General features: G+C 32.2%; 18 protein-coding genes. All 18 read left to right on the forward strand.

All coding sequences use genetic code 11. From position 1 onward, the window contains the following. Window positions 1-183 precede the first annotated feature (183 nt). The 18 genes from tssE (at window position 184) to Trichorick_RS07825 (ending at window position 20340) form a co-directional block, all read left to right on the forward strand. Complete coding sequence (gene tssE, locus Trichorick_RS07740; RefSeq protein WP_323739128.1) at window positions 184-645, forward strand: type VI secretion system baseplate subunit TssE; 462 nt, start codon at window positions 184-186, stop codon at window positions 643-645. Between the two features lie 6 nt (window positions 646-651). Further along, the gene (gene tssF / locus Trichorick_RS07745; protein ID WP_323739097.1) at window positions 652-2448 is read left to right on the forward strand and encodes a type VI secretion system baseplate subunit TssF; all 1797 of its coding nucleotides are present in this window, start codon (window positions 652-654) and stop codon (window positions 2446-2448) included. Then, window positions 2436-3374: a type VI secretion system baseplate subunit TssG gene (gene tssG / locus Trichorick_RS07750; protein ID WP_323739098.1), complete on the forward strand. Its 939-nt coding sequence runs from the start codon at window positions 2436-2438 to the stop codon at window positions 3372-3374. The genes tssF and tssG overlap by 13 nt, the downstream gene beginning before the upstream one ends. 78 nt (window positions 3375-3452) lie before the next feature. Further along, window positions 3453-3917, forward strand: coding sequence for a hypothetical protein (locus tag Trichorick_RS07755; RefSeq protein WP_323739099.1), 465 nt, complete (start codon window positions 3453-3455; stop codon window positions 3915-3917). Window positions 3918-3942: 25 nt separating this feature from the next. After that, the gene (tssK, locus tag Trichorick_RS07760) at window positions 3943-5280 is read left to right on the forward strand and encodes a type VI secretion system baseplate subunit TssK (RefSeq protein ID WP_323739100.1); all 1338 of its coding nucleotides are present in this window, start codon (window positions 3943-3945) and stop codon (window positions 5278-5280) included. Next, a complete protein-coding gene (gene icmH, locus Trichorick_RS07765) occupies window positions 5256-5924 on the forward strand; it encodes a type IVB secretion system protein IcmH/DotU (RefSeq protein ID WP_323739101.1) in 669 nt (222 codons plus the stop codon). Before tssK ends, icmH begins: the two co-directional genes overlap by 25 nt. Continuing rightward, entirely contained in the window at window positions 5917-7032 is a 1116-nt protein-coding gene (locus Trichorick_RS07770; protein WP_323739102.1) for a type VI secretion protein IcmF/TssM N-terminal domain-containing protein, read from the forward strand. Before icmH ends, Trichorick_RS07770 begins: the two co-directional genes overlap by 8 nt. Then, on the forward strand, window positions 7025-9208 hold the full coding sequence (locus tag Trichorick_RS07775; RefSeq protein WP_323739103.1) for an ImcF-related family protein: 2184 nt from the start codon (window positions 7025-7027) through the stop codon (window positions 9206-9208). Before Trichorick_RS07770 ends, Trichorick_RS07775 begins: the two co-directional genes overlap by 8 nt. Before the next feature lie 274 nt (window positions 9209-9482). Next, window positions 9483-11306: an AAA family ATPase gene (locus Trichorick_RS07780; RefSeq protein WP_323739104.1), complete on the forward strand. Its 1824-nt coding sequence runs from the start codon at window positions 9483-9485 to the stop codon at window positions 11304-11306. A 162-nt stretch (window positions 11307-11468) separates the two neighbouring features. Next, window positions 11469-13523 carry a type VI secretion system Vgr family protein gene (locus Trichorick_RS07785; protein WP_323739105.1) on the forward strand — a complete coding sequence of 685 codons (2055 nt, stop codon included), beginning with the start codon at window positions 11469-11471 and terminating at the stop codon, window positions 13521-13523. Between the two features lie 18 nt (window positions 13524-13541). Further along, entirely contained in the window at window positions 13542-14069 is a 528-nt protein-coding gene (locus Trichorick_RS07790; protein WP_323739106.1) for a toxin-antitoxin system YwqK family antitoxin, read from the forward strand. After that, a complete protein-coding gene (locus tag Trichorick_RS07795) occupies window positions 14062-14430 on the forward strand; it encodes a DUF4280 domain-containing protein (protein ID WP_323739107.1) in 369 nt (122 codons plus the stop codon). Before Trichorick_RS07790 ends, Trichorick_RS07795 begins: the two co-directional genes overlap by 8 nt. A gap of 33 nt (window positions 14431-14463) precedes the next feature. Next, complete coding sequence (gene tssA, locus Trichorick_RS07800) at window positions 14464-15597, forward strand: type VI secretion system protein TssA (protein WP_323739108.1); 1134 nt, start codon at window positions 14464-14466, stop codon at window positions 15595-15597. 34 nt (window positions 15598-15631) lie between these two features. Next, complete coding sequence (tssB, locus tag Trichorick_RS07805; RefSeq protein ID WP_323739109.1) at window positions 15632-16168, forward strand: type VI secretion system contractile sheath small subunit; 537 nt, start codon at window positions 15632-15634, stop codon at window positions 16166-16168. An 11-nt stretch (window positions 16169-16179) separates the two neighbouring features. After that, entirely contained in the window at window positions 16180-17652 is a 1473-nt protein-coding gene (gene tssC, locus Trichorick_RS07810; protein WP_323739110.1) for a type VI secretion system contractile sheath large subunit, read from the forward strand. Between the two features lie 405 nt (window positions 17653-18057). Beyond that, entirely contained in the window at window positions 18058-18597 is a 540-nt protein-coding gene (locus tag Trichorick_RS07815; protein ID WP_323739111.1) for a reverse transcriptase domain-containing protein, read from the forward strand. 208 nt (window positions 18598-18805) lie between these two features. Beyond that, window positions 18806-19138: a hypothetical protein gene (locus Trichorick_RS07820; protein WP_323739112.1), complete on the forward strand. Its 333-nt coding sequence runs from the start codon at window positions 18806-18808 to the stop codon at window positions 19136-19138. Between the two features lie 101 nt (window positions 19139-19239). After that, entirely contained in the window at window positions 19240-20340 is a 1101-nt protein-coding gene (locus tag Trichorick_RS07825; RefSeq protein ID WP_323739113.1) for a hypothetical protein, read from the forward strand. Window positions 20341-20553 lie beyond the last annotated feature (213 nt).

Genomic DNA, 20553 nt, shown 5'->3' on the forward strand with positions numbered 1-20553 from the left:
TACAATTATGGTTTACTTTTGATATGTTGCGTTGATTGCATAGCAATATATCAAAAGTACCTAAAACCAATCGTATATTAAAATGATAAAATTTTTTTGTCAAATTGTAATCGCATTTAATAATTGAATATTCTAGCTAGATGTTTATACATTAGTTATGAACAAGTATATAGATTTTTGGTGATGTATAAAAAAGGCTTTGAACAATCAGCATCTTGCCTAAGCTCTTTAGAAAGATTTTTTGGAATTAAGAAAACCGATCAAGAAAACTTTATAAATTCTGTAGTCGCTGATCTTAGTAATTTACTTAATGCTCACCCATTATATTCGGAGCCGCCGGAAGAAAAATTGGATATGAATATTGTCCATTATGGGTTACCAGGGCTTCATATTTACAGTGCATATTCTAGCGCAGATCAGATAAAAGTAAGTGATCTTATCAAATTAACTATAGAGCGCTTTGAACCTAGGCTACACGATATAAAGGTGAGTCCTATAATACCCGAGTTGCTTACGGAGGCGGTGTTAAGCTTCAGAATTTCAGCTAAATTGTCGTTACCCCGGTATTTAATACCGATAGTATTGGAATCAAGGTTTACTACTAACCCTTATAAAGTTTTTTTAACTATAAATAACATTGAGTAGTTTTAAATGAGCAATATTCTTTCTTATTATAAAAACGAACTGGAATCACTGCATAGAGAAATTAAAGGCTTTACCGATAGCCATCCTACACTCGGAGCGGGTGCGGCTCATAATATTCTAGATAATCCACATGTAGCTTTATTAATTGAGACATTTAGCCTGCTGCATGCTAACCTCAATCTAAAATTAGAAGAAAGTTTTATTGAATTTATCAGTAACTTATTTAATATTTTATATCCTCACTATAATTCTCCAATACCGTCGATGGCTATCATTGAGATAAAGCCAAGCGATAAAGCCAAAGCTCCGTTCTATTTACCTAAGGGTAAAATCCTGGAACTAGGACGTAATAGCAAAGAAAGCTGTAATTTCCAAACCTGTTATGAGGCTACAATATTACCAGTCCAGGTTACCAAAGCTTATTGTCATGATAGTACTACTCATAATAATATCGGTAACCTAAATGCTAAAAATTTACTTAGCATACATTTAGCCGCCTTAAATAAAACTGAATTTAATAAACTCAACTTAAATAAATTAAGGTTTTTTATTCAAGGGTCACAAGAATTAAAGTATGCAATATACCAGGTTATAGTAACGCAGGTATTAACTATTACCATTGCCGACCCCGATAACAATGATAACTATATCATTCTAGATAAGGATTGCATTAAAAAAGTGGGTTTTGCCGAGGAGGAGAATATCTTTCCGGCTAATCCAAATTCTTTTATCGGATATCGGTTAATTACCGAATTTTCTGCTTTTCCCGACAAGTTCCTGTTTTTTGATGTTAATTTAACTAACAGTAATAATTTAATAAATTTTACCAACAACATAGAATTACACTTTTATCTAGGAAGCACAAAGTTACAAAATTTAGTCTCTGCTAATAATTTTGTATTAAATACAGTCCCAATAATTAATCTATCCACTGTCGAAAGTGATCCGATCTCATTAAGTGGTAATAATATAGAATATCCGATAATTATTGATCATAAAGCACCTGAGAGTTATGAGATTTATTCTATCGAAAAAGCTACTTTAGTAAGTAAAGAAGTAGAAAAACAAGGTTTTGCTCTATGGAATACGGATTATCGCAGAAACTATGAAAATTCTAATTTATTTTGGTATAGTACAAGCAGGAAAAAATTAATTAATGAAAATGTAGGCAAAAAAACTGAATTGTATATTTCTATTATAGATAAAGATTTGTCTTTTATAGAAGAATCTAAGCAATATTGCTATCTGGAAGTTAAATGCTTCAATAATAATTTACCTTATACTATTTATTCTAACGGTATTACAAAATTTACATTTGCCGATCATACTTTACCGATCAACAACATTGACTGCCTGATCAAACCTAATCGGGCTAATAATCCGTTAAAAGATGAAGCTCAGAAATGGGATATGATTGCCCATATGTCACCGCATTACCTGAATATAATGAATGATACTTACGGTAAGTCATTATTAAAACAATTGCTTTCAATGTATGACTTTAATATTAATAATATTAATAAGCTAATAATCGAAAATATAATTAATGTTAAAATTAGAGAAGTAGTTAAGAAAATTAAAATAGATAAAAGTTATCAATTTTGTAAAGGTAAGGTAATTGAGTTATATTTTAATGAGTTACCACTACCAGAAGGAGTAGTTTTATTATTTTTAAGTGTACTAGAATATCTCCTAGCTGCTTATTGCTCTATTAATTCCTTTACTCAATTAGTAGCACAAAATAATAAAAACCAAATAATTTATCACGGTGATCTAATGAATGGCTTGAAATGCGTGATATAATTAACCACCAATTATCAAAAAAAAAGTTTGTAAATTTTAATGCTCCACAATTTATTAAACTAATAAATTATTTAGAATATAAAACGCAATCTCCGGTAAAATTTAATTTTGTCTCAGCTATAGATTTTAGTTTCCCGGCAGCAGAAATTCGTACAATAAAACTAACTCATAATAACAATATTGAAGTTAAAGCTATTGCTAATTTTTTAGGTATTATTGGTCCAACCGGTATACTACCAGCACATTATACAGAAATGATAATAGAAGGCGGTAAAGTAAAAGATAGAGAATTATTAGATTTTATAGATATCTTTTATGATAAAATAATTAAGCTATTTTTAAATATTATCAAAAAATATGATATACATTTAGGATATGAAAGTTACGTTTTAGGTGGTAAAAGCAATTCAATACATAGCTGGCTGCCATTAACTAATTTAATAGGAGTGAGTAAAAAAATAGCAGACAAAGCTATTCCCGGCTTTTTATTAAATTATCTAGGGTTACTACTTAATAGCTCAAGATCCGGCTATAATTTAAAAATAATATTATCTAATTATCTTGCGCTTCCAGTGGAGATACAACAATTTATCTCAGAATCCATAACACTTGATAAAAGGGAGTGCTCAAAACTTGCCAAGATAAATAATCAACTAGGAGTAACCTTATATCTAGGACAAAAAGCATATTTTTATCAAAATAGAATAAAAATTATTATCGGTCCGATGAATTTATCTATATATTCTCAATTGGTAATTGAGTCAGAAGTTAGAAATACCTTAAATCAGATTTTAGATTTTTATTTAGGTGCTGAAATTAAATACCAACTTTTCTTTCTATTGCTAGACAAGGACAAGCCTACTCAATTAAGTTCGAATAAGGTAAAACTACTGGGAAAAAATATATGGCTTAAAAAAATATCTTAACTCAAAAATTATGTATCCAATGCACCTGAATAAATGCTTCTACTTAAAGAATTTATTTTATAATTATGTAACACAAGCATGAAAACACTATTTGTTTTAATTTGGCTAATTTTAAGTATCTCCGGATGTAGTTTATTTGCAGAAAAAAAAGAAACTCCAAGCATTTTAGTGACTATTGACTCTACCAATTTAATAAAGAGTAATAAAGCATTAAAATCCGATAATTTACAATTGGAGATATTGTTTTTCAATAAGCGCTATCTTTTTGGTGCTAAAAGTACGGATAAAATTGAAAGTACTCTAATTTCAACTGAGGTAGAAGAAATAAAAAATAAAGATCTAGTATCTTACTATAGTTATTGGGTTATTCCAAACACCGTGATAAGAGATCAAATTGCCGTAGAAAAAGATATGCGAGTAATTCTGGTGATTCTTAAAATACAGAACAAAATAATTGCTAAGAAAATCACAAATTTTGATATTAAAAAATTAAAAATTCTAAATATAGAAGTTGATAGAGACAGTATCAGCATCAAGCCTTAGGAACTTTTGTATATACAGGGATTTTATGATTAAAGCAAATAAAGTGTTTTGGAAAGATGGGATGTTTATGTATCCCCAGCATTTTCAACAACAAGATTTTTATTACGAAAACTTGATAAATAATTACCAATCGTTACAGCCTTATCCTAATTGGGGTATACTTAAGCTAGAAATAGACGAATCCTATTTGAGCTTAAATAAAGTTCTACTCAGAAAATGCAGCGGTATATTACCTAACGGTATGTTTTTTGATATTCCAAACAGAGATAATTTACCTCAACCTATAGAAATTCCAAAAGGCTACAATAATAAATTGGTATATTTAGGAATTCCAATTAATAATAACCACCGGCTTAATCCTATACACGTAGATAAAACGGGTTTTCGTTACTATGGTGAGGAAGAAGGGTTACCGGATAATAATTCTGACAATGAAGAAAAACAGAATATTGCTCTTAGTAAATTGAATCTAAATTTCTTTTTAGAAGAAGAAGATAGTGAGCAAATAATAAAATTGCCGCTAATTAAAATTATAAGTTCTGATGAAGGTATAAAGCAGGAATCAAATTATATTCCGCCTTGTTTAAGATTACATTCTTCAAGAGTAATACTCGGGCATATAAATAATATAGCCGGCTTATTAACAAATTATTTACATACTCATTCTTCAATAGTAGGAATAGCAGAAACCGACGCTAACCGAATATATAAAGTAGAAAATCTGCTGATATTACAAACGGTAAGTAAATATAAAGCTTTATTCGACTTACTGTCACACAGTACATTTCTTACCCCTTATCACGTCTTTGAGCATGCCTTATGCCTGATAGCATCGCTTAATATTTTTACTAAAGAATCGTCAGCAGAAAATCTAAGCTTGAATTATGATCACTTGGCTATTAGTCAGTCATTTGCATCGCTATTAAAGAAAATTACAGCTATTTTTCATGCTCTAGATCACAGCTCTTCTTTTAAATATGAATTAAATAACCGTGGAGATGGAATATATACCGGAATAATGTCGCAGGATACCGGTTCGTGGCAAAATGTTGAACTAATATTAGGACTGGAATTAAAGAATAACCTAGAAGAAATAGCTAAAATTACTAGCCCTATTAAAGTTGCTGCAATCAATGATATAGATGATATTATTCGTTTAAAAGTTTCGGGAATTAATTTTGATGTTCTTGCTATTCCACCATCTTATATATTAAATCAAAAAGATACCGTATACCTGAAAATCGAAAAAACCGGTAAACTTTGGGAACAGGTTACTATCCATAGAAACTTTGCGGTTTATTTAGGACAAAAAGTTAACGAAGTAAAGAAGATCACCCTATGGATAAATCCATTATCACAATAGAGCCAATCAGAGAATTATTGTATATAATTACCTTACTCAGGCAAGAAAAATACGATATTAAGTTTATTGCATTGCCGTCAGTATTTGCTAAAAGAATTGATCAATTTACCGAGCTTCTTGCTCAAACTCTGCCGATGATAAAAATTGATCAGCTTAAATATCTTATCTGCGCTGCTTTTGATGAAGCTTACGGAATTCACCACTCAACTAACTTAAATAATGATCACTCACAAAGCCTGATTAGTTATTATTATCATGAAGAGCTTAGTGGAGAAAATTTCTTTCAAATCTTAGAGCAATTATCTAAAGACGCTATCGAGAATATGCAGATTCTAGAGCTGGGGTATCATATTATAAATTTAGGTTTTTTAGGAATGTATGCAATAAAAGAAAACGGTAAAGAAGAGTTAAATGCAATTAAAATTAAAATTTACTCGTTGTTTCCTAAACCCATTATCAAGACATTACCATTGTTTATTAATGATATTTCATGTCCTGAAAAAACAGAATCAAGGACTAAACTAATAGCTGTTTTTTTATCATTAGTGATAGTGGTAGGTTTAAGTTATTGGTTATTTAATCAAGAATTAAAAGAAAAGTTCGATAGGTTTTATAAATTAATTGAGCAGTCTGATAATGTTTAAAAGATTTTCATTTCTAATTTTTAGCCCCTATCTGCTAAGTATATTTATTAGAAGTATTGTAGCTTTTTTTATTATCTGCATCATCATACCAAAATTTAGCGGTAGATTACAGCTTTGGCATATTAGAATTGAAATTTGTATACTAATTATGATATTGGTAGAAATCTTAATTTCTAGAATAAAAACTACTAACCCAAATTTATTAATTCCTGCAGTGGTTAAGGAGGCTGAATCATCACTGTCCACTCTAGCAAAAAATAATCTCCTAACTTCGATTAGCCAGAAACTAATAGGAAGAAATTGTATTTTCTTTTTAGCTACCTCAACTTCTTCATTAGCCTATATTTTACCTAAATTTAATTATTGCGCATGGGATTTAATCAATGGAAAAGAAAATGGCATCCAGATATTTGATGATTTATATAAATTAGTCATTAGTTTTAATTTAGAAAAATTTCGACAGCTGAGTACCAATCCTGAATCCTCAGGTTTAATAATTAAATTACTTCAGCGTCTAGGAAAAAATAAATGTAGCAACATTAATTTATTGGTCAGCATTGATGATCTAATCAAAAATACCGATGATCAGGAAGAGTTATATAGAGCTTGGTATCTTGGGATACAATCGATAAATAACCACTTAGGTAGCAGCAGATTTAACATCAATTTAATTATTGATAATATAGCTCAAATAGAAGGCTTTGCTGCCTTATTTGCCAATCACCAAGCCCTACAAGATGAAATCTTAGGAATATGTTTTTTTGCTGATTTAGATAATACTGAAGCTACGATAAAAAAGTTTGCTGAAAAGTTTAAAGATCTATTACAGCGCTTAGAAACTATACTTATCCATAGTACTTATTTATCAGTTACGGAGTATCAACTTGCTTATATGTTTATTCAGCAACTAGCCAACCTTGAAGTTCCGATAAATAAATTATTGCAATGTATTAAAACTTCTAAAAACAATATTTTGCTAAGTAAAAAACATGAACCATTAATTACTATAAGTTTTATAAATAGTCAGAATAGAAATAATAACATTATACCTTTAATATCTCCATGGCTACAACCTCACATTGAGGAGTTGAAAATAAAAAATGGCTAAAGAGAATAAACCACAATATTTTACTGACAATCTTTTTAAAGATTATCTTCCAAATGTTAGTAAGCGTGTTGATGAATATCAAAAGAACAAAAATAGCAAAATAAAAAATAAAGTTATGCTGGCTATAGGGCTCACCATGGCCGCAATATTACTATGCTATTTAGCCTATGAAGAAAATATCAAACGTATAAAAGCAGGAGCGATGCTTTTTACACCATCGTTTAATATAGATACTAGTGGGGCACTAACTAGGGTAGAAAAAGTTAAGGAGATCTTTGCGCATGATCACAGCTGGTTCAATTACTTCTATGGTGCTGCCGAGCATAATCAAGAGGTAATCAAGCTGATTGATATCCGAGCAGATAAGTATATCCAAGATACTGTTGCTCCTATTTTATTTTTTTATCTGGAAGATTTTATTCAAAATAATTTGCATAATTTTGATCAAAATGAGGTACTGGAGGCAGTGAAAGTGTATTTAATGATTACTGAGCTTGAGCCATTTAAGCAAAAACATGTCCAGGAATGGTATACGAGATATCTAGAGTATATAAATACGGAAATAAACAGTTCAGAACTGCAACGGATTATCGATATAATCACCCCTAAAATATTTGTAAACTTACAATCCAAGAATTTAAGCAAAAAATTATTATCAGTATTTAATAATGAGCTTATTTCAATAATTTTCTCAAGAATGAAAAACCTTTTAGAGCATAAGCCTCAAATTAACCTTAAAGATTTACTATCTCCTGAGTTAACAAAAATATTCACAGCAGAGATATTTAATATAAGCATACCTTATTTTTATACCGCTAACGGATATAAGGAGTATCTTAATTATCAAACTGAAGTTTTTAAAAAATTTTTAAAAGTTGGCTTTTTCAGACAGCAGATTAATGTATCGGTTACCGAACAATCTATTCAAGAAATTAATTCCAACTATGTAAATAATTATTCTACTAAATGGAATGAATTCTTTAATTTAATATCGATTAAGCGAGTTGATACTCTAGAAGATGCACTTAACTTACTGCAAGCTATTTCTACAAATTATTCTTTAATATTTAATTTCCTTGAGCAACTACCTAACACCATCTTTATTAAGCCAGCTGATAATTTATTAGACGAAATAAAAGAAGTTTTACCAATTAACCTAGAAAAAACCAAAGGTAACAACATAGTGGCAGAAGCTATTGAAAATTTTGTTATCTTTCATCCGTTAAAGCAGGAGTCGGTTCCTAAAATAGAAGCAGAACTTACAGAAAATATAAAAGAGTTAACTGGCCTGGTTCAATCTACTTTATTTGCTACAGATATAGATGAAGCTGCCTTTCATATAATTAAAAAGTATGAAAATCTAAAAGATACACCTTTAAATAAAGCAGAAGCTTTTATTGCTTCGTTACCCAGTGGTTTAATTGAAAGAATTTACAGTGAGCTAATTTATAACATAAAATTTTTGTTATATAAACATGCTTATTCTTATGTTAACCAAACTTGGGAAAGTAATATATATGAATTTTATATAAGTAATATTAAAACGAAATACCCGTTTGCAGTAGAAAAATATGAAGACCCGGTAGTTTTACAAGATTTTATAAAATTATTTAAGCCGAACGGAGTTATAGATAGTTTTACCGCTGAACATTTGAATTTACAAGGGATAAACCTTAATAAGGAAGTTATCGCTTTTTTAAATTATGCAGCAGATATTAAAAATAAGTGGTTTAGTAAAGAAGGAAAACTACAGATAAAATTTAGTATAACTCCTTTACGAATGGATAGTAACTTACAGAAAATAACCCTGTTAATAGCGGGAAAAGAAGTAAATTTTTCTACTAAAGAATTTAATACTTATTCTTTTGTTTGGCCACCGGCAGTGCAAGACGGCGAGTATATCAAAATTGAATTTTTAAGTGAGGATAAAAAGAGAACTGGCTTAACATATGAAGGATTATGGGCCTGGTATAGATTTCTTCAATTTGATTATAATGATCTCAGTGGAATTATCAATAACGACTTAATCAATAAAACTATAATAAATACTGCTTTAGGCCGGTTTGAATTTATTAGTAAATTGGAACTCGAGGACGGATTGGCATTATTGAATAGTAAGCACGTCATCATACCGCAACAGATTGTAAATATCCAGGATTACTCCAATGAATGGTAATTTGTAACACAAATAATTAAGGTGTAAGTTTTTTGGAGAATAGATTATATTTTGGAGGGTTACCGGAATATTAGAATTTAGGCTTATGAATAAGCTACGCTATGGTAAGTATAAAGTTACAAATCGAGGTGTGTATAACAGGAGCTTGAAGAATAGTGGTATGTAACATAAAGCTGATGGTAGGTAAGGTAATATTGGATAGTAGCGGTATCAATCGAGTAGGAGGATCTCACGATCTCGACCTCTCACACAGAAAAAGGTCTCCTAAGTAAGTATGACAGAGCAGGATAAAATAATAACAAGAGATAGTAATGACAAGCGTCGACCAAGGATGCTAATAGGTACTGACGATTTTAGGAAATTACTCTTAAACAGTGATGTGTTTGTTGATAAGAGTTTATTAATCAAAGAAGTGATAGAAGATAGCGGTGATGTCATCTTAATCACCAGACCTAGGCGTTGGGGCAAGAGCCTTAATCTTGATATGATCAGAAGATTTCTTGAAGCAGAGGTAGATGAGTGCGGTAATTACTTATCCCTAGAACAGAGGATTAATAATAAACTATTTGCAGGCGGCAGGATAGATTTAGGATTTGGAGAGTTCAAAGAATTAAAGCCTTTAAAAATTAATAGTTATACCAATATAATTAAACGTCAGGGTCAGTTCCCGGTAATATTACTAAATCTAAAAAATGTTAAAGGTACAAATTATCAAGAAATAGAAGACAAAGTAAGACTTAGTGTGAGAAACTTGTATGAAAATTATGATTATTTAATGGATAGTCAGAAAATCACTAAAGAAGACAAGCATGATTTTAAGAACTATCTTATCGGCAATGTAGATTTAGTTTACTTGCAGAATAGCTTGGTTTTTCTAAGCAAGCTATTATTCCAACACTTTGGCCGAAAATGCTATATATTAATTGATGAATATGATACGCCAATTAATAATACTTACCTAGAGTTTGAGCATAAACTGGAAGAATTTGAGCGGGTTCTTAAGCTTTTTAGAGGAATGTTGGGTAATAGTCTAAAAAGTAACCCATATATAGACAGAGGGCTTATTACCGGCATATTTAGAATAGCAAAAGCTAATTTATTTTCTGACTTAAATAATGTCACCGAATATACTTTAGTTGATGAAGATTTTTCTGAGTTTTATGGCTTTACCCAAGCAGAAGTAGACGAATTATTGATAAAGATACCGACTACAATCGCCAAAGAGCAAATTAAAGATTGGTATAACGGTTATACATTTGGTGGTAAGATTATCTATAATCCATGGTCAATTATGCAATGCCTTGCTCACAAGGGCAAGCTTGATCATTACTGGCTTGATAGCGGTGGTACTAGTTTAATAGACAAAATGTTAATATCCGATGAAATGCAAGAAAATTTGCAGCAACTAGCAGCAGGAGGCAGTATAACAACTCAAATTACGAAGCAAATTAGTTTTAATGATATTAATAAACCGATAGGATTATTTAGTTTATTATTGTTTAGCGGTTATTTGAATCCTATTCCCATTGAACCGACGGCAAATATTTATCAGTTATCAGTACCTAATCAGGAAATAAAATATATTTATGAAACAAGAGTATTACAATGGGTGACCAATAAGCTGAACGTAGACAGTTCTAGATATTATTCTTTTATCGGTTTATTGCCCGCCGGTAAAATAGAAGAGTTTAAAGATCACTTACAGGAATTATTACATAACGCCACTAGCTTTTACCAAACCGGAGAGAGAAAAGCTGAGCTATTCTATAGTGGTTTTATGCTTGGCTTAGTTAACACCCTGGCGCCAAGCCATATTATCGATAGTGAAAGAGAAACCGGTAAAGGCAGAGCCGATATTATGTTAATTCCTAAAATTAACAAAGGTGATCTCGCTATTATCATTGAGTATAAAATAGCTAAAAATATAGAAGACTTAAGCAATATAGCTAGGATAGGATTAAACCAGATTTTGAATAAACAATATGATATAAAAATTAAGGAACATTTGCATGTTAAGAAGATTGTAAAAATTGCTATGGTTTTTTGTGGGCAAGAGGTCGATATGCAATATCAGATTGATTCAATTAAGGAACGGTGAGTATTGGCACAGCAATTTTAAATATGGCTGAGGAGTGCTACTTAGCTAAATCACCACTAGAACTTAACCTTTGAAGTAATATCTATAACTATTCTAGGATTTAAAGGACATTACAATGATAAATGATTACTCGTTTAGTCTATTAAGGAATAGTTATTGAAAATGAATGGTAATTTTAGTCATGGACAGAAGCTAAATTTGAAATTATTAGGAGAATGGGATAATCAAGATCTTTACGGTAGAATAATAAAAATTCAAGCTTTAGAGGAAATTTCAGAATTATTTAACTATCGTTTAACTCTTTTTACGGTAAATAAAGAAATAATGGCTCAAGCGTTATGTGGTAAAATTATCTCCTTTGCTATAAGTTCAACTATTGATACTAAAAAAACAATCGAAAGAACCTTTAGCGGTATAGTAAATAAAGCTCACTTTAGCAAACGACAAAATCCAAAAGCTTCAGCTAACCATGAATTTGAATACTGTCTAGAAGTGGTTCCACAACTGTTTAACGCCACCATGGTCAAGCATTCTCGAATATTTCATGCACCTGAGCAAAAATTATTAACTATCATAGAAACTGTACTTAAAAATTACAAAATTGATTATGAGTGTAACATAAAAAATTCTGAGGAGTTGATTGCAGAAAACTGCATTCAATATAACGAATCAGATTATGAGTTTATTTACCGGTTGTTATATGCAGCTGGACTCTATTATTTTTTCAAGCATGTTGAGCAGAAACATATTATGGTTATTTCCAACCAGCTAACTTCTTATTCGGATTTGGACGATAAATCAGTAAAACATATTTATGATAAAGGAAATATCCTAAGTTTACATAATATTTCCTTCCAATATTCTAATCACATTACCGATTATACGGTTAAAGCTTTTTCTTATGCTAACCCTGAGAAAATAGTAGAAAGCACTTATTCTAAAGTAAGTCATCAAGTGCAGGTTCCTTTAAATCTTCAAAACGAAGAAATCATCTATACTTATGAAATAAAAGATACTGCTCAAATTACTAAATTTGCAGAAAATAACGCTATCAAAGATCAATATTTCAGTAAAAGCATAGAGGGAACCAGCACTTATATGCGCTTTACTATCGGTAAAAAATTTAACCTGCAAGGAAAATTCTTTGAACATCTTAAGACTACAGAATACGTAATTATCAAATTGGCTTTTGAAGTATCTGAAAATATTAGTGAACAACAATATCTAAATAACTTTGTTGCCATTGCAAGTGACACTATATTTGCCGCTATTAAGCCAATATGTAAACCGGTTATTCAGGGCTTACATTTTGCGTTAGTAGTTAATGGCAATGGTGAAAGCAGTAGTCAGGAACCGTATTGCGATGAAAAAGGCCGGGTATATATAAAATTATTATGGGGCAACGATAGTAATATATGTAAAGCCAATATTTTAAGTACCAGCAATAGTTTTACCTTGCCGCGCATAGGTTCTCTAGCCTATGTATTATTTCCTCATAACAATATGTATAATGATATTCCGGTAATTGTTGGGATAAGTAATGAAGGATTAATGGATTTCAATAACAAGGAAGAATGGTATAAAAATATTTATATGACCTATCCGGCCAGTAGCGAAGCAAGTTTATATAATTTTATTTCCTTTAAAGATAAAAAAGATGAACAGGAAGTAAAAGTCCAAGCGCGGAAAGATATGTATTTGGAGATAGAAAACAACAGACTCAGTACTATTAAAAACGATAGTACTGAGTCTATAAAAAATATAAGAACAATTACCATTGAAGAAGGTAATGATATTTTGGAAGTAAATAAAGGGGATATCCTGATCAAGGTAAAGGAAGGTAATTATCATCTTTCCTGTAAAGCAAAAGTATGTATAAATTCTGAGGATCAAATCCAGATTGATGCTAAATCTGACTTAAGTATAAAATCCGGGGGAAAAATTAACATTGAATCGGTAGATGGAATTTATATTAACACCAAGGGAAAGTATGAGGTAAAATCTCAGGGTGACGCTGCTATCGATGCTACCGGTAATGTTACGGTTAAATCTTCACAAAACATCAACAATAAGGCCGGTATGGCAGCAGCATATGAAGCAGGGACCTCTATTAATATCAAGTCCAATGCTAAGGCAAGTATAGATAGTGCTGTAACCGAAATTAAAGGTAAAGCTACTGTTAAGGTCAACGCTCCTTTTACCAATATCTCAATGTAATATATTGAAATTATAATTGTGTTGAATAATATAGAAAGAATTGAATATAGAGAAAATAACTCAATTATTGCAAGATATCATGTAGTAGATGAGAAATTGCATGGGCCATATTTAGGTTATTGTGAAAATGGAAAGCTACAATGTAAAATGGGTTATGAGCTGGGAGAATTAAACGGTATTTGTTACTTTTATGATGATAATGAGGAAATTATCCAAATACTAAGGTTTCAAAAAAACGTTCTTCATGGTCGAGCTTTATTATTTAATAACAATGAACTAGTGTCTTATAGTAAATATAAAAACGGCAAGTTAAACGGTTTAACTAGAACATATTACCCCGGTAGGATAATACAAAGCACCATGAATTATACTCTAGGTAAACTTGACGGTACTGTCTGTTATTTTGATATCCGAGGGTACATTATTCATCAGGCAGAATATAGAGGAGGCCAACTTCACGGTTCTACTATAACTTACCATGATAATCAAATATTAAAGATAGAAAAGTACTCTAATAATCAATTAATCGGTGTAGAAGATGCCTAAACAATGTTGTGCCGGTGGAATAATGAGATGTAGCTTTGGCCTATGTCCTATTCCCTTAAATGTTTTACCTGTTAACGGTGTTTTTACCAACACACCTGCTGCTAATATTATGGATAATAAGCCATTCTTGAATATTCCAACTTTTGCTACCTGCTCTTCACCATTAAATCCGTTAGTTATCGCTAATTTTGGCTTTCCGGCTCCATGTATACCTAATATTGTAACTCCGTGGTTTATAGGCGCCATAGGGGTAATGGTTGCTAATATCCCGGCTGTAAACGAGCAATCAAAATGTATGTGTGCTTATGGAGGAATTGTGAGCTTTGATTTTGCCGGACAAATTACTTTGGATGTAGGTTGAAAATAAAATTTTAGGTTTAACCGGGAATATTACATGACTGACTACGAAAAAATTTTACAACCGATTAGTGAGAACTCCCCCACCGGTGTAGATATTAGAAAAGATAATAATGAAAATTTTCAGCTTTATTTAAGATTAAAAGATCATCGCTCAAACATAATTAATGAAGAAGATGATAAGTTTGAGAATAATCAAGCACTGGTTGTTGACACTAATTCATGGCAAGAAATAATCGCTTCTTCAGAAAATTTATTGGCTAGCTACTCCAAAGACCTAGAAATAGCTATTTGGCTTCTAGAAGGATTAACTAGGCTTAAAGGATTTCAAGGATTAAACATTGGCTTAAAAATTATCTGCTACTTGCTTGAAAAACACGAGCATGAGGTTCATCCACAAAAAAGTACTGAAGAATCTATGGAAATCCAATTGGCTGCCATATCCATGCTAAGCGGTAAATATGAAAACGGTAGTATAATAGTGCCAATTTATTTCTCTCCTTTTTTATCCACAACTAGTGGTGATTTATATCATCTTTGGTCATTAAAGAAAATATTAGAAAGTAATAACAAAGTTAAAAATAATTATAAGGTGACAAAAGAAATTGTTTTGCAATCTGCAGAATTAATGTCTATTGTTTCTTTACTAACGGAGGAAGAATTTTTAATATCTAAACTAGAGATTTCTAGTTGTGTAGAAAATATAAATATATTAAGCAAAATCATTAATAATAACTTTGGCGCACAAGCGCCTAACTTAAAAAATTTAATTAATGTAATAAACTATTGCTTTAACCTAGTAAATGTTATTTCTGCAATAATAGAAGAGAAAAAAAATCTTTCTTCTCTAACTACGGTGGTAGAACAAAAACATAATGAAGGGGATAATAAGAATCATCAATCATTAGTTATTTCAACCCAAATACCAGACAAGGTTGCAGCAATTGAAGCTTTAGCTAATTTGGTAAAGTTTTTTAGGAAAAATGAACCGCATTCACCGGTTTCTTATATTTTGGAGCGGGCTTTAGGTTGGTGTAACTTAAGCTTACCGGAAGTAATATGCGAAATGATGTCGGATGAAGCCCGAGCGGAATTTTGCAAAATTTCCGGAGTGCCGTTTATAGACACCAGATCGGATTATCAACAAGAAGATGAAGAAGAAAGAATATAATAAATTTATCATGCAAACCTAATTAAGGAGTTTTATGGCCAACGTATATGATAAAATAAAAAAAGTAAAAAAACCTAGGGTCCAAATATCCTATGAAGTAGAAGATGGCGGTAAGTCAGAAAAAAAGGAATTACCCTTTGTGGTTGGTGTACTTGGAGATTTCTCAGGACAACCGGCTACTCCTTTGAAGCCATTCAAACAACGTAAATTTATTAACATAGAAGGTAGTACTTTTAACAATGTATTAGCTAAAATAGAGCCTGGCTTGAATTTTAAGGTTAAAAATACTCTCAAAAACGATGGTAGTGAATTGGATATTAACTTAAAATTCACCTCTATGGATGATTTTCTCCCCGATCGAATAGCAGAGCAGGTAGAACCGCTTAAAAAACTTTTGAATGTACGAACTAAACTGAAAGAGCTATTAGGTAAAGCAGATCGGTCTGAAGATCTTGAGGCAGCGTTGGAAAAAATATTAAATGACAATAGTCAGTTAAAAGCTTTATCTACTGATCTAGGTATTAACCCTGAGGATAGTAGTACAAAAGATGTAACCCCTAAACCGGAATAAAGAGTGATTTTATGGAAACAGTAACAGCAGAAAATACCGCCACTGAAGCCCAAGCTTTAAGTATATTAGATAATGTGGTACAGGTAGCAAGAATAGATAAAGCCCAGATCTCAGAATTACTAACCGTATTAGTGGAAGAATCTCTAAAAGGTACGGTAGTTTGGGATAAGAACTTTACTAATACTATTAATAAAGCAGTAGAGTTAATCAATGATTTAGTTTCTAATCAAATCTCCGAGATTCTTCATAATCCAAATCTCCAAAAACTTGAAGGTAGCTGGCGTGGTTTGTTATATCTGGTTAAAAATACTTTATGTGGATCAGATCTTAAAATTAAATTACTTGATGTTGATAAGGAAACTTTATTCAAGAATTTTGATAAAGCTATTGAGTTTGATCAAAGTGATTTATTTAAAAAAGTCTACGAGGAAGAGTATGGTAGTGCCGGTGGAGCTCCATACGGAGTATTAGTAGGTGATTATGATTTTACCAATCATCCGCAGGACATCAAATTACTGCAATATATAGCCGAAGTCTCTGCTGCATCCTTCGCTCCTTTTATTTCTCAAGCAGCACCGGTATTTATGGGGCTTAATTCATGGGAAGAATTAGCTAAGCCAAGTAACTTATCCAGTATATTTGCTTCGGCAGAATATGCTAACTGGAATAGTTTTCGTAAAAGCGAAGAATCACGGTTTGTATGCTTGACTTTACCGCGTACCTTAGCACGGTTACCATATGGAAAAAATACTGTGCCGGTAGAAGGCTTTAATTATGAAGAAGTAGATCTTAACGAAAAGGGACAAGCAAAAAAGAATCCACATGAGCATTTTTGTTGGATGAATTCTGCTTACGTACATGCTACCATGTTAACAAGAGCTTTTGCTGAGTATGGTTGGTGCACGTCAATTAGAGGTGTTGAGAATGGTGGTAAAGTAGACGGGCTGAACGTACATGTATTTTTAAGCGATGACGGTGACATTGATATGGAATGTCCTACCGAAGTTGGAATTACCGATCGTCGTGAAGCAGAGCTAAGTGCTTTAGGGTTCTTACCGTTATGTCATTATAAAAACGAAGCTTATGCAGTATTCTTCGGTGCTCAGACTACCAACATGCCTAAGCAATATGACGATCCTGACGCTACTGCCAATGCTGAAATAGCGGCAAGATTGCCGTATATTTTAGCTACTTCCAGGGTAGCGCATTACTTAAAGGTAATAGCGCGGGATAAGATTGGTTCGTTTATGGAGCTTTCAGACGTCGAGAAATGGCTAAATGACTGGATTCTTAATTACATTAACTCTAACCCTGATTCCGGACAACAATTAAAGTCAAGGTTCCCGTTTGCTGCTGCCAAAATTGCTGTTGAAGAAATCCCTGGTAGACCTGGGTCTTACAACGCTATAGCTTGGTTAAGGCCGTGGTTACAGTTAGAGGAGTTAACTACCTCATTAAGGTTAGTGGCAAGAATTCCTGAATAGTAAAAGCTAATTAAGATTCAAGTACTAGATAGAGAGTTAATAAAAAATTAAATGAATCTCTATTTTGGCAGATGGCTGATTATTTTTACGTATAGCAAGCAAATTGACGGTTACAGGAAGGTGTTTCTCTCTAATTTGATGAGTGAAGTAGTCTCTAGTGACAATTTAGATAGAGCATTGGCACATGTTTATCACGGTTGAAAAAATGATTCGCATAATAGTGATATTTGGAGGTTAACTTTATATTGCCCTAAATATAGAGAAATAATTAGAGAGCAATTACTTGCAGGTAGTTATAAGTTATCACAATTATCCGTATTTAGAGGTGAAGATAATAAATATTATACGAGTTGGTACGCTAAAGATGCCATAGTTTTAAAAGCGTTATCAATAGTGTTAGACCCAGTGATAATAACAGATGTAGGTAATAGATGCTTTCACCTTAAGGGCAATGGCGGATTAAAGGGTGCCGTTCGAGTTGCAGTAACAGAAATAGAGAATTATACCTACATGATTAAATCAGATGTTGCCGATTTTTATTCAAGCACAAATCATCAAATATTACTGGATTATTGCAAGCAGATAATTAAAGATAAAAGAGTAATATCAATTCTACATCAATATATGAATCGCTTAAAAGTATATGAAGGCGAATATAAGCTTATAACCAAGGGAATATCCAAAGACTGCTCATTATCGCCGTTAATGGGTGCGTTAATTTTAAAGTCATTGGATGAAATTGTCCACAATGGTTGTGCTTACGTGCGCTATATGGATGATTGGTTGATATTAACTAAAACTAGAGGACAATGTCGTCGTCTAGTTAAGGATATGCATAAAATCATGCATCAGTTAAGGTTTAAATTAGCTTACGATAAGACCTATATAGGTAGGATAAAAAAGGGGTTTGACTCTTTAGGTTATCGTTTTAGCGAGCAGGTATAATTGGTATTGCTCCAAAACAATTAGGAATTTTATAGAAAAAACGGCTAAGCTTTATGAACAAAATGTGTCAGATCAGCGTGTTGGTCGTTACATAAATTGGTGGGTATCTTGGGTTGAAGCTGGGTTATAGTAGTAGTCACGAGCAATTCATTCAACAATGGGTAATTTGAATATCAAGAGCTTTATAGCTGACGTCTGATATTATGATATGGAGAAAGCAGAGCAGCTTTGTCAGGCCAGAATTATAGCGATTATACCGTCACTGCGTCATGCCGTAATAGACCCTCAACATCCTGGAAGTTGGCATAATAGGATAGTTCAATATATAAAAGATAAAGGTAGCGTATATGCATTTCACAAGAAATACTGCTATGGTAAGAGAGCCTTGATCGAATCACAAAATTCCCGAATCAAAAGAGGTATAGGTAATTCTTTGCTCACACCAAGACAAGAATCTCAAATCACAGAAGGAAAAATTATTGCTAATATTATTAATTTATGGAACTTATTCGGCCAGTGCAATTCCATCAAAATAGGATAATTCCTTCCAAACTTTGGAAAGTTGTACCCTTCCGAACAAAGCCCGTATATTCAATTCTTTGTAACTTTTGAAAATACTATATTAATAACAACTAAGGATGTATGAAACCAATAATCGATGAACACGAAAAAACGAAACTACCAAAAGACATGGAACTACTACACAGCAGGTTAGCTATCGGAAACAAGGTAATATCTACGGTACTAAATTATATGCCATCACCAGGAAATCAGATAAAAAGCTATATATACAATGACGATGAAGATGAACGGGCAAAAATAAATACGAATTCAATTATAGCCTTCCAAGAGGGAACGACATACATAGAGGAGAGAGAGGGGCTATATTACAGGCCTATAATACAAAGCGAGATAGATTATAAACCAGAACGATCGGCAGGCATAGCACTACACTATGGTGCTGGGAATTGCCAGGAATATGCAGCAGTGACGTACGAACTGCTTAAACAGGAACTAACACAGCGCTCATCTACACTTCTAATAAAAGGTGGTGAAATAGGGCAACGACATTATTATTGTGTAATTGTAAATACTGGTAATACTGATTTAAAAAGTCAATATTTTATCATACCCAATGATGCCGTAGTGGTGGATCCGTGGGTAATGAGCAAAACTAACGTAGCTGTTTTTTGGCAAGATTCCGTACATATGCATATATATAAACCCGCTGAGATCTTATTCACGGGAACAGGAGAGAAAAAAACAATAACAAAAGCATTCTTAGAATCAGAAATTTATGATATAAGTGCTATATTAAGTAAATTCATAAACTACAAATACACTAAGCCAAAGGTTCCTGGTAGAATCCAGAAAAGTAACGTTGAAAACAAAGTATTACTAAAACAATTGCAGAATAAGACCTTATACAATGATTATGAATTAGTACGTGACGAAATAACAACGATGAACGTAGCTGCGCAACAACTTTACATGATTGTTAGAGAGAAGGTAAACGAATATATAACACGGGCACCGAGGGTAAAACATGGCGCAAATGCTGGTCAACCGCCACGAGACTTACGAGACATAAAAACACGCTTAGATAGGGTTAAAATTACTGAAATCACATACGACGAAATACAAGACATATACCAATATATAGCGCATATACTAGGAATAAACCACGGACTTACACAAACAATGCGGGATGAAATGTCGAGGCTAGTAATGCTCAACTTATAGCTGCCCGACAGAACCGCTTTTTTTTAATCTTTCTAGCCAAAGAAGTAAAATGATGTTATCGTAGATAACGTCTACTGAAGCCTTATATTTTTTGAGCTTCAGCTAATTTTACATAATCTGGTTCTCTAAAACAGATTAGCTTCTAATTTACATAGTATCAACAATATATTTATGCTCCCTTTTATATTTGAAATTGCTGAAAAAACTACAGAA

The organism is Candidatus Trichorickettsia mobilis (assembly GCF_034366785.1).
In the GTDB taxonomy this organism is placed as follows: Bacteria; Pseudomonadota; Alphaproteobacteria; order Rickettsiales; family Rickettsiaceae; genus Trichorickettsia; species Trichorickettsia mobilis_A.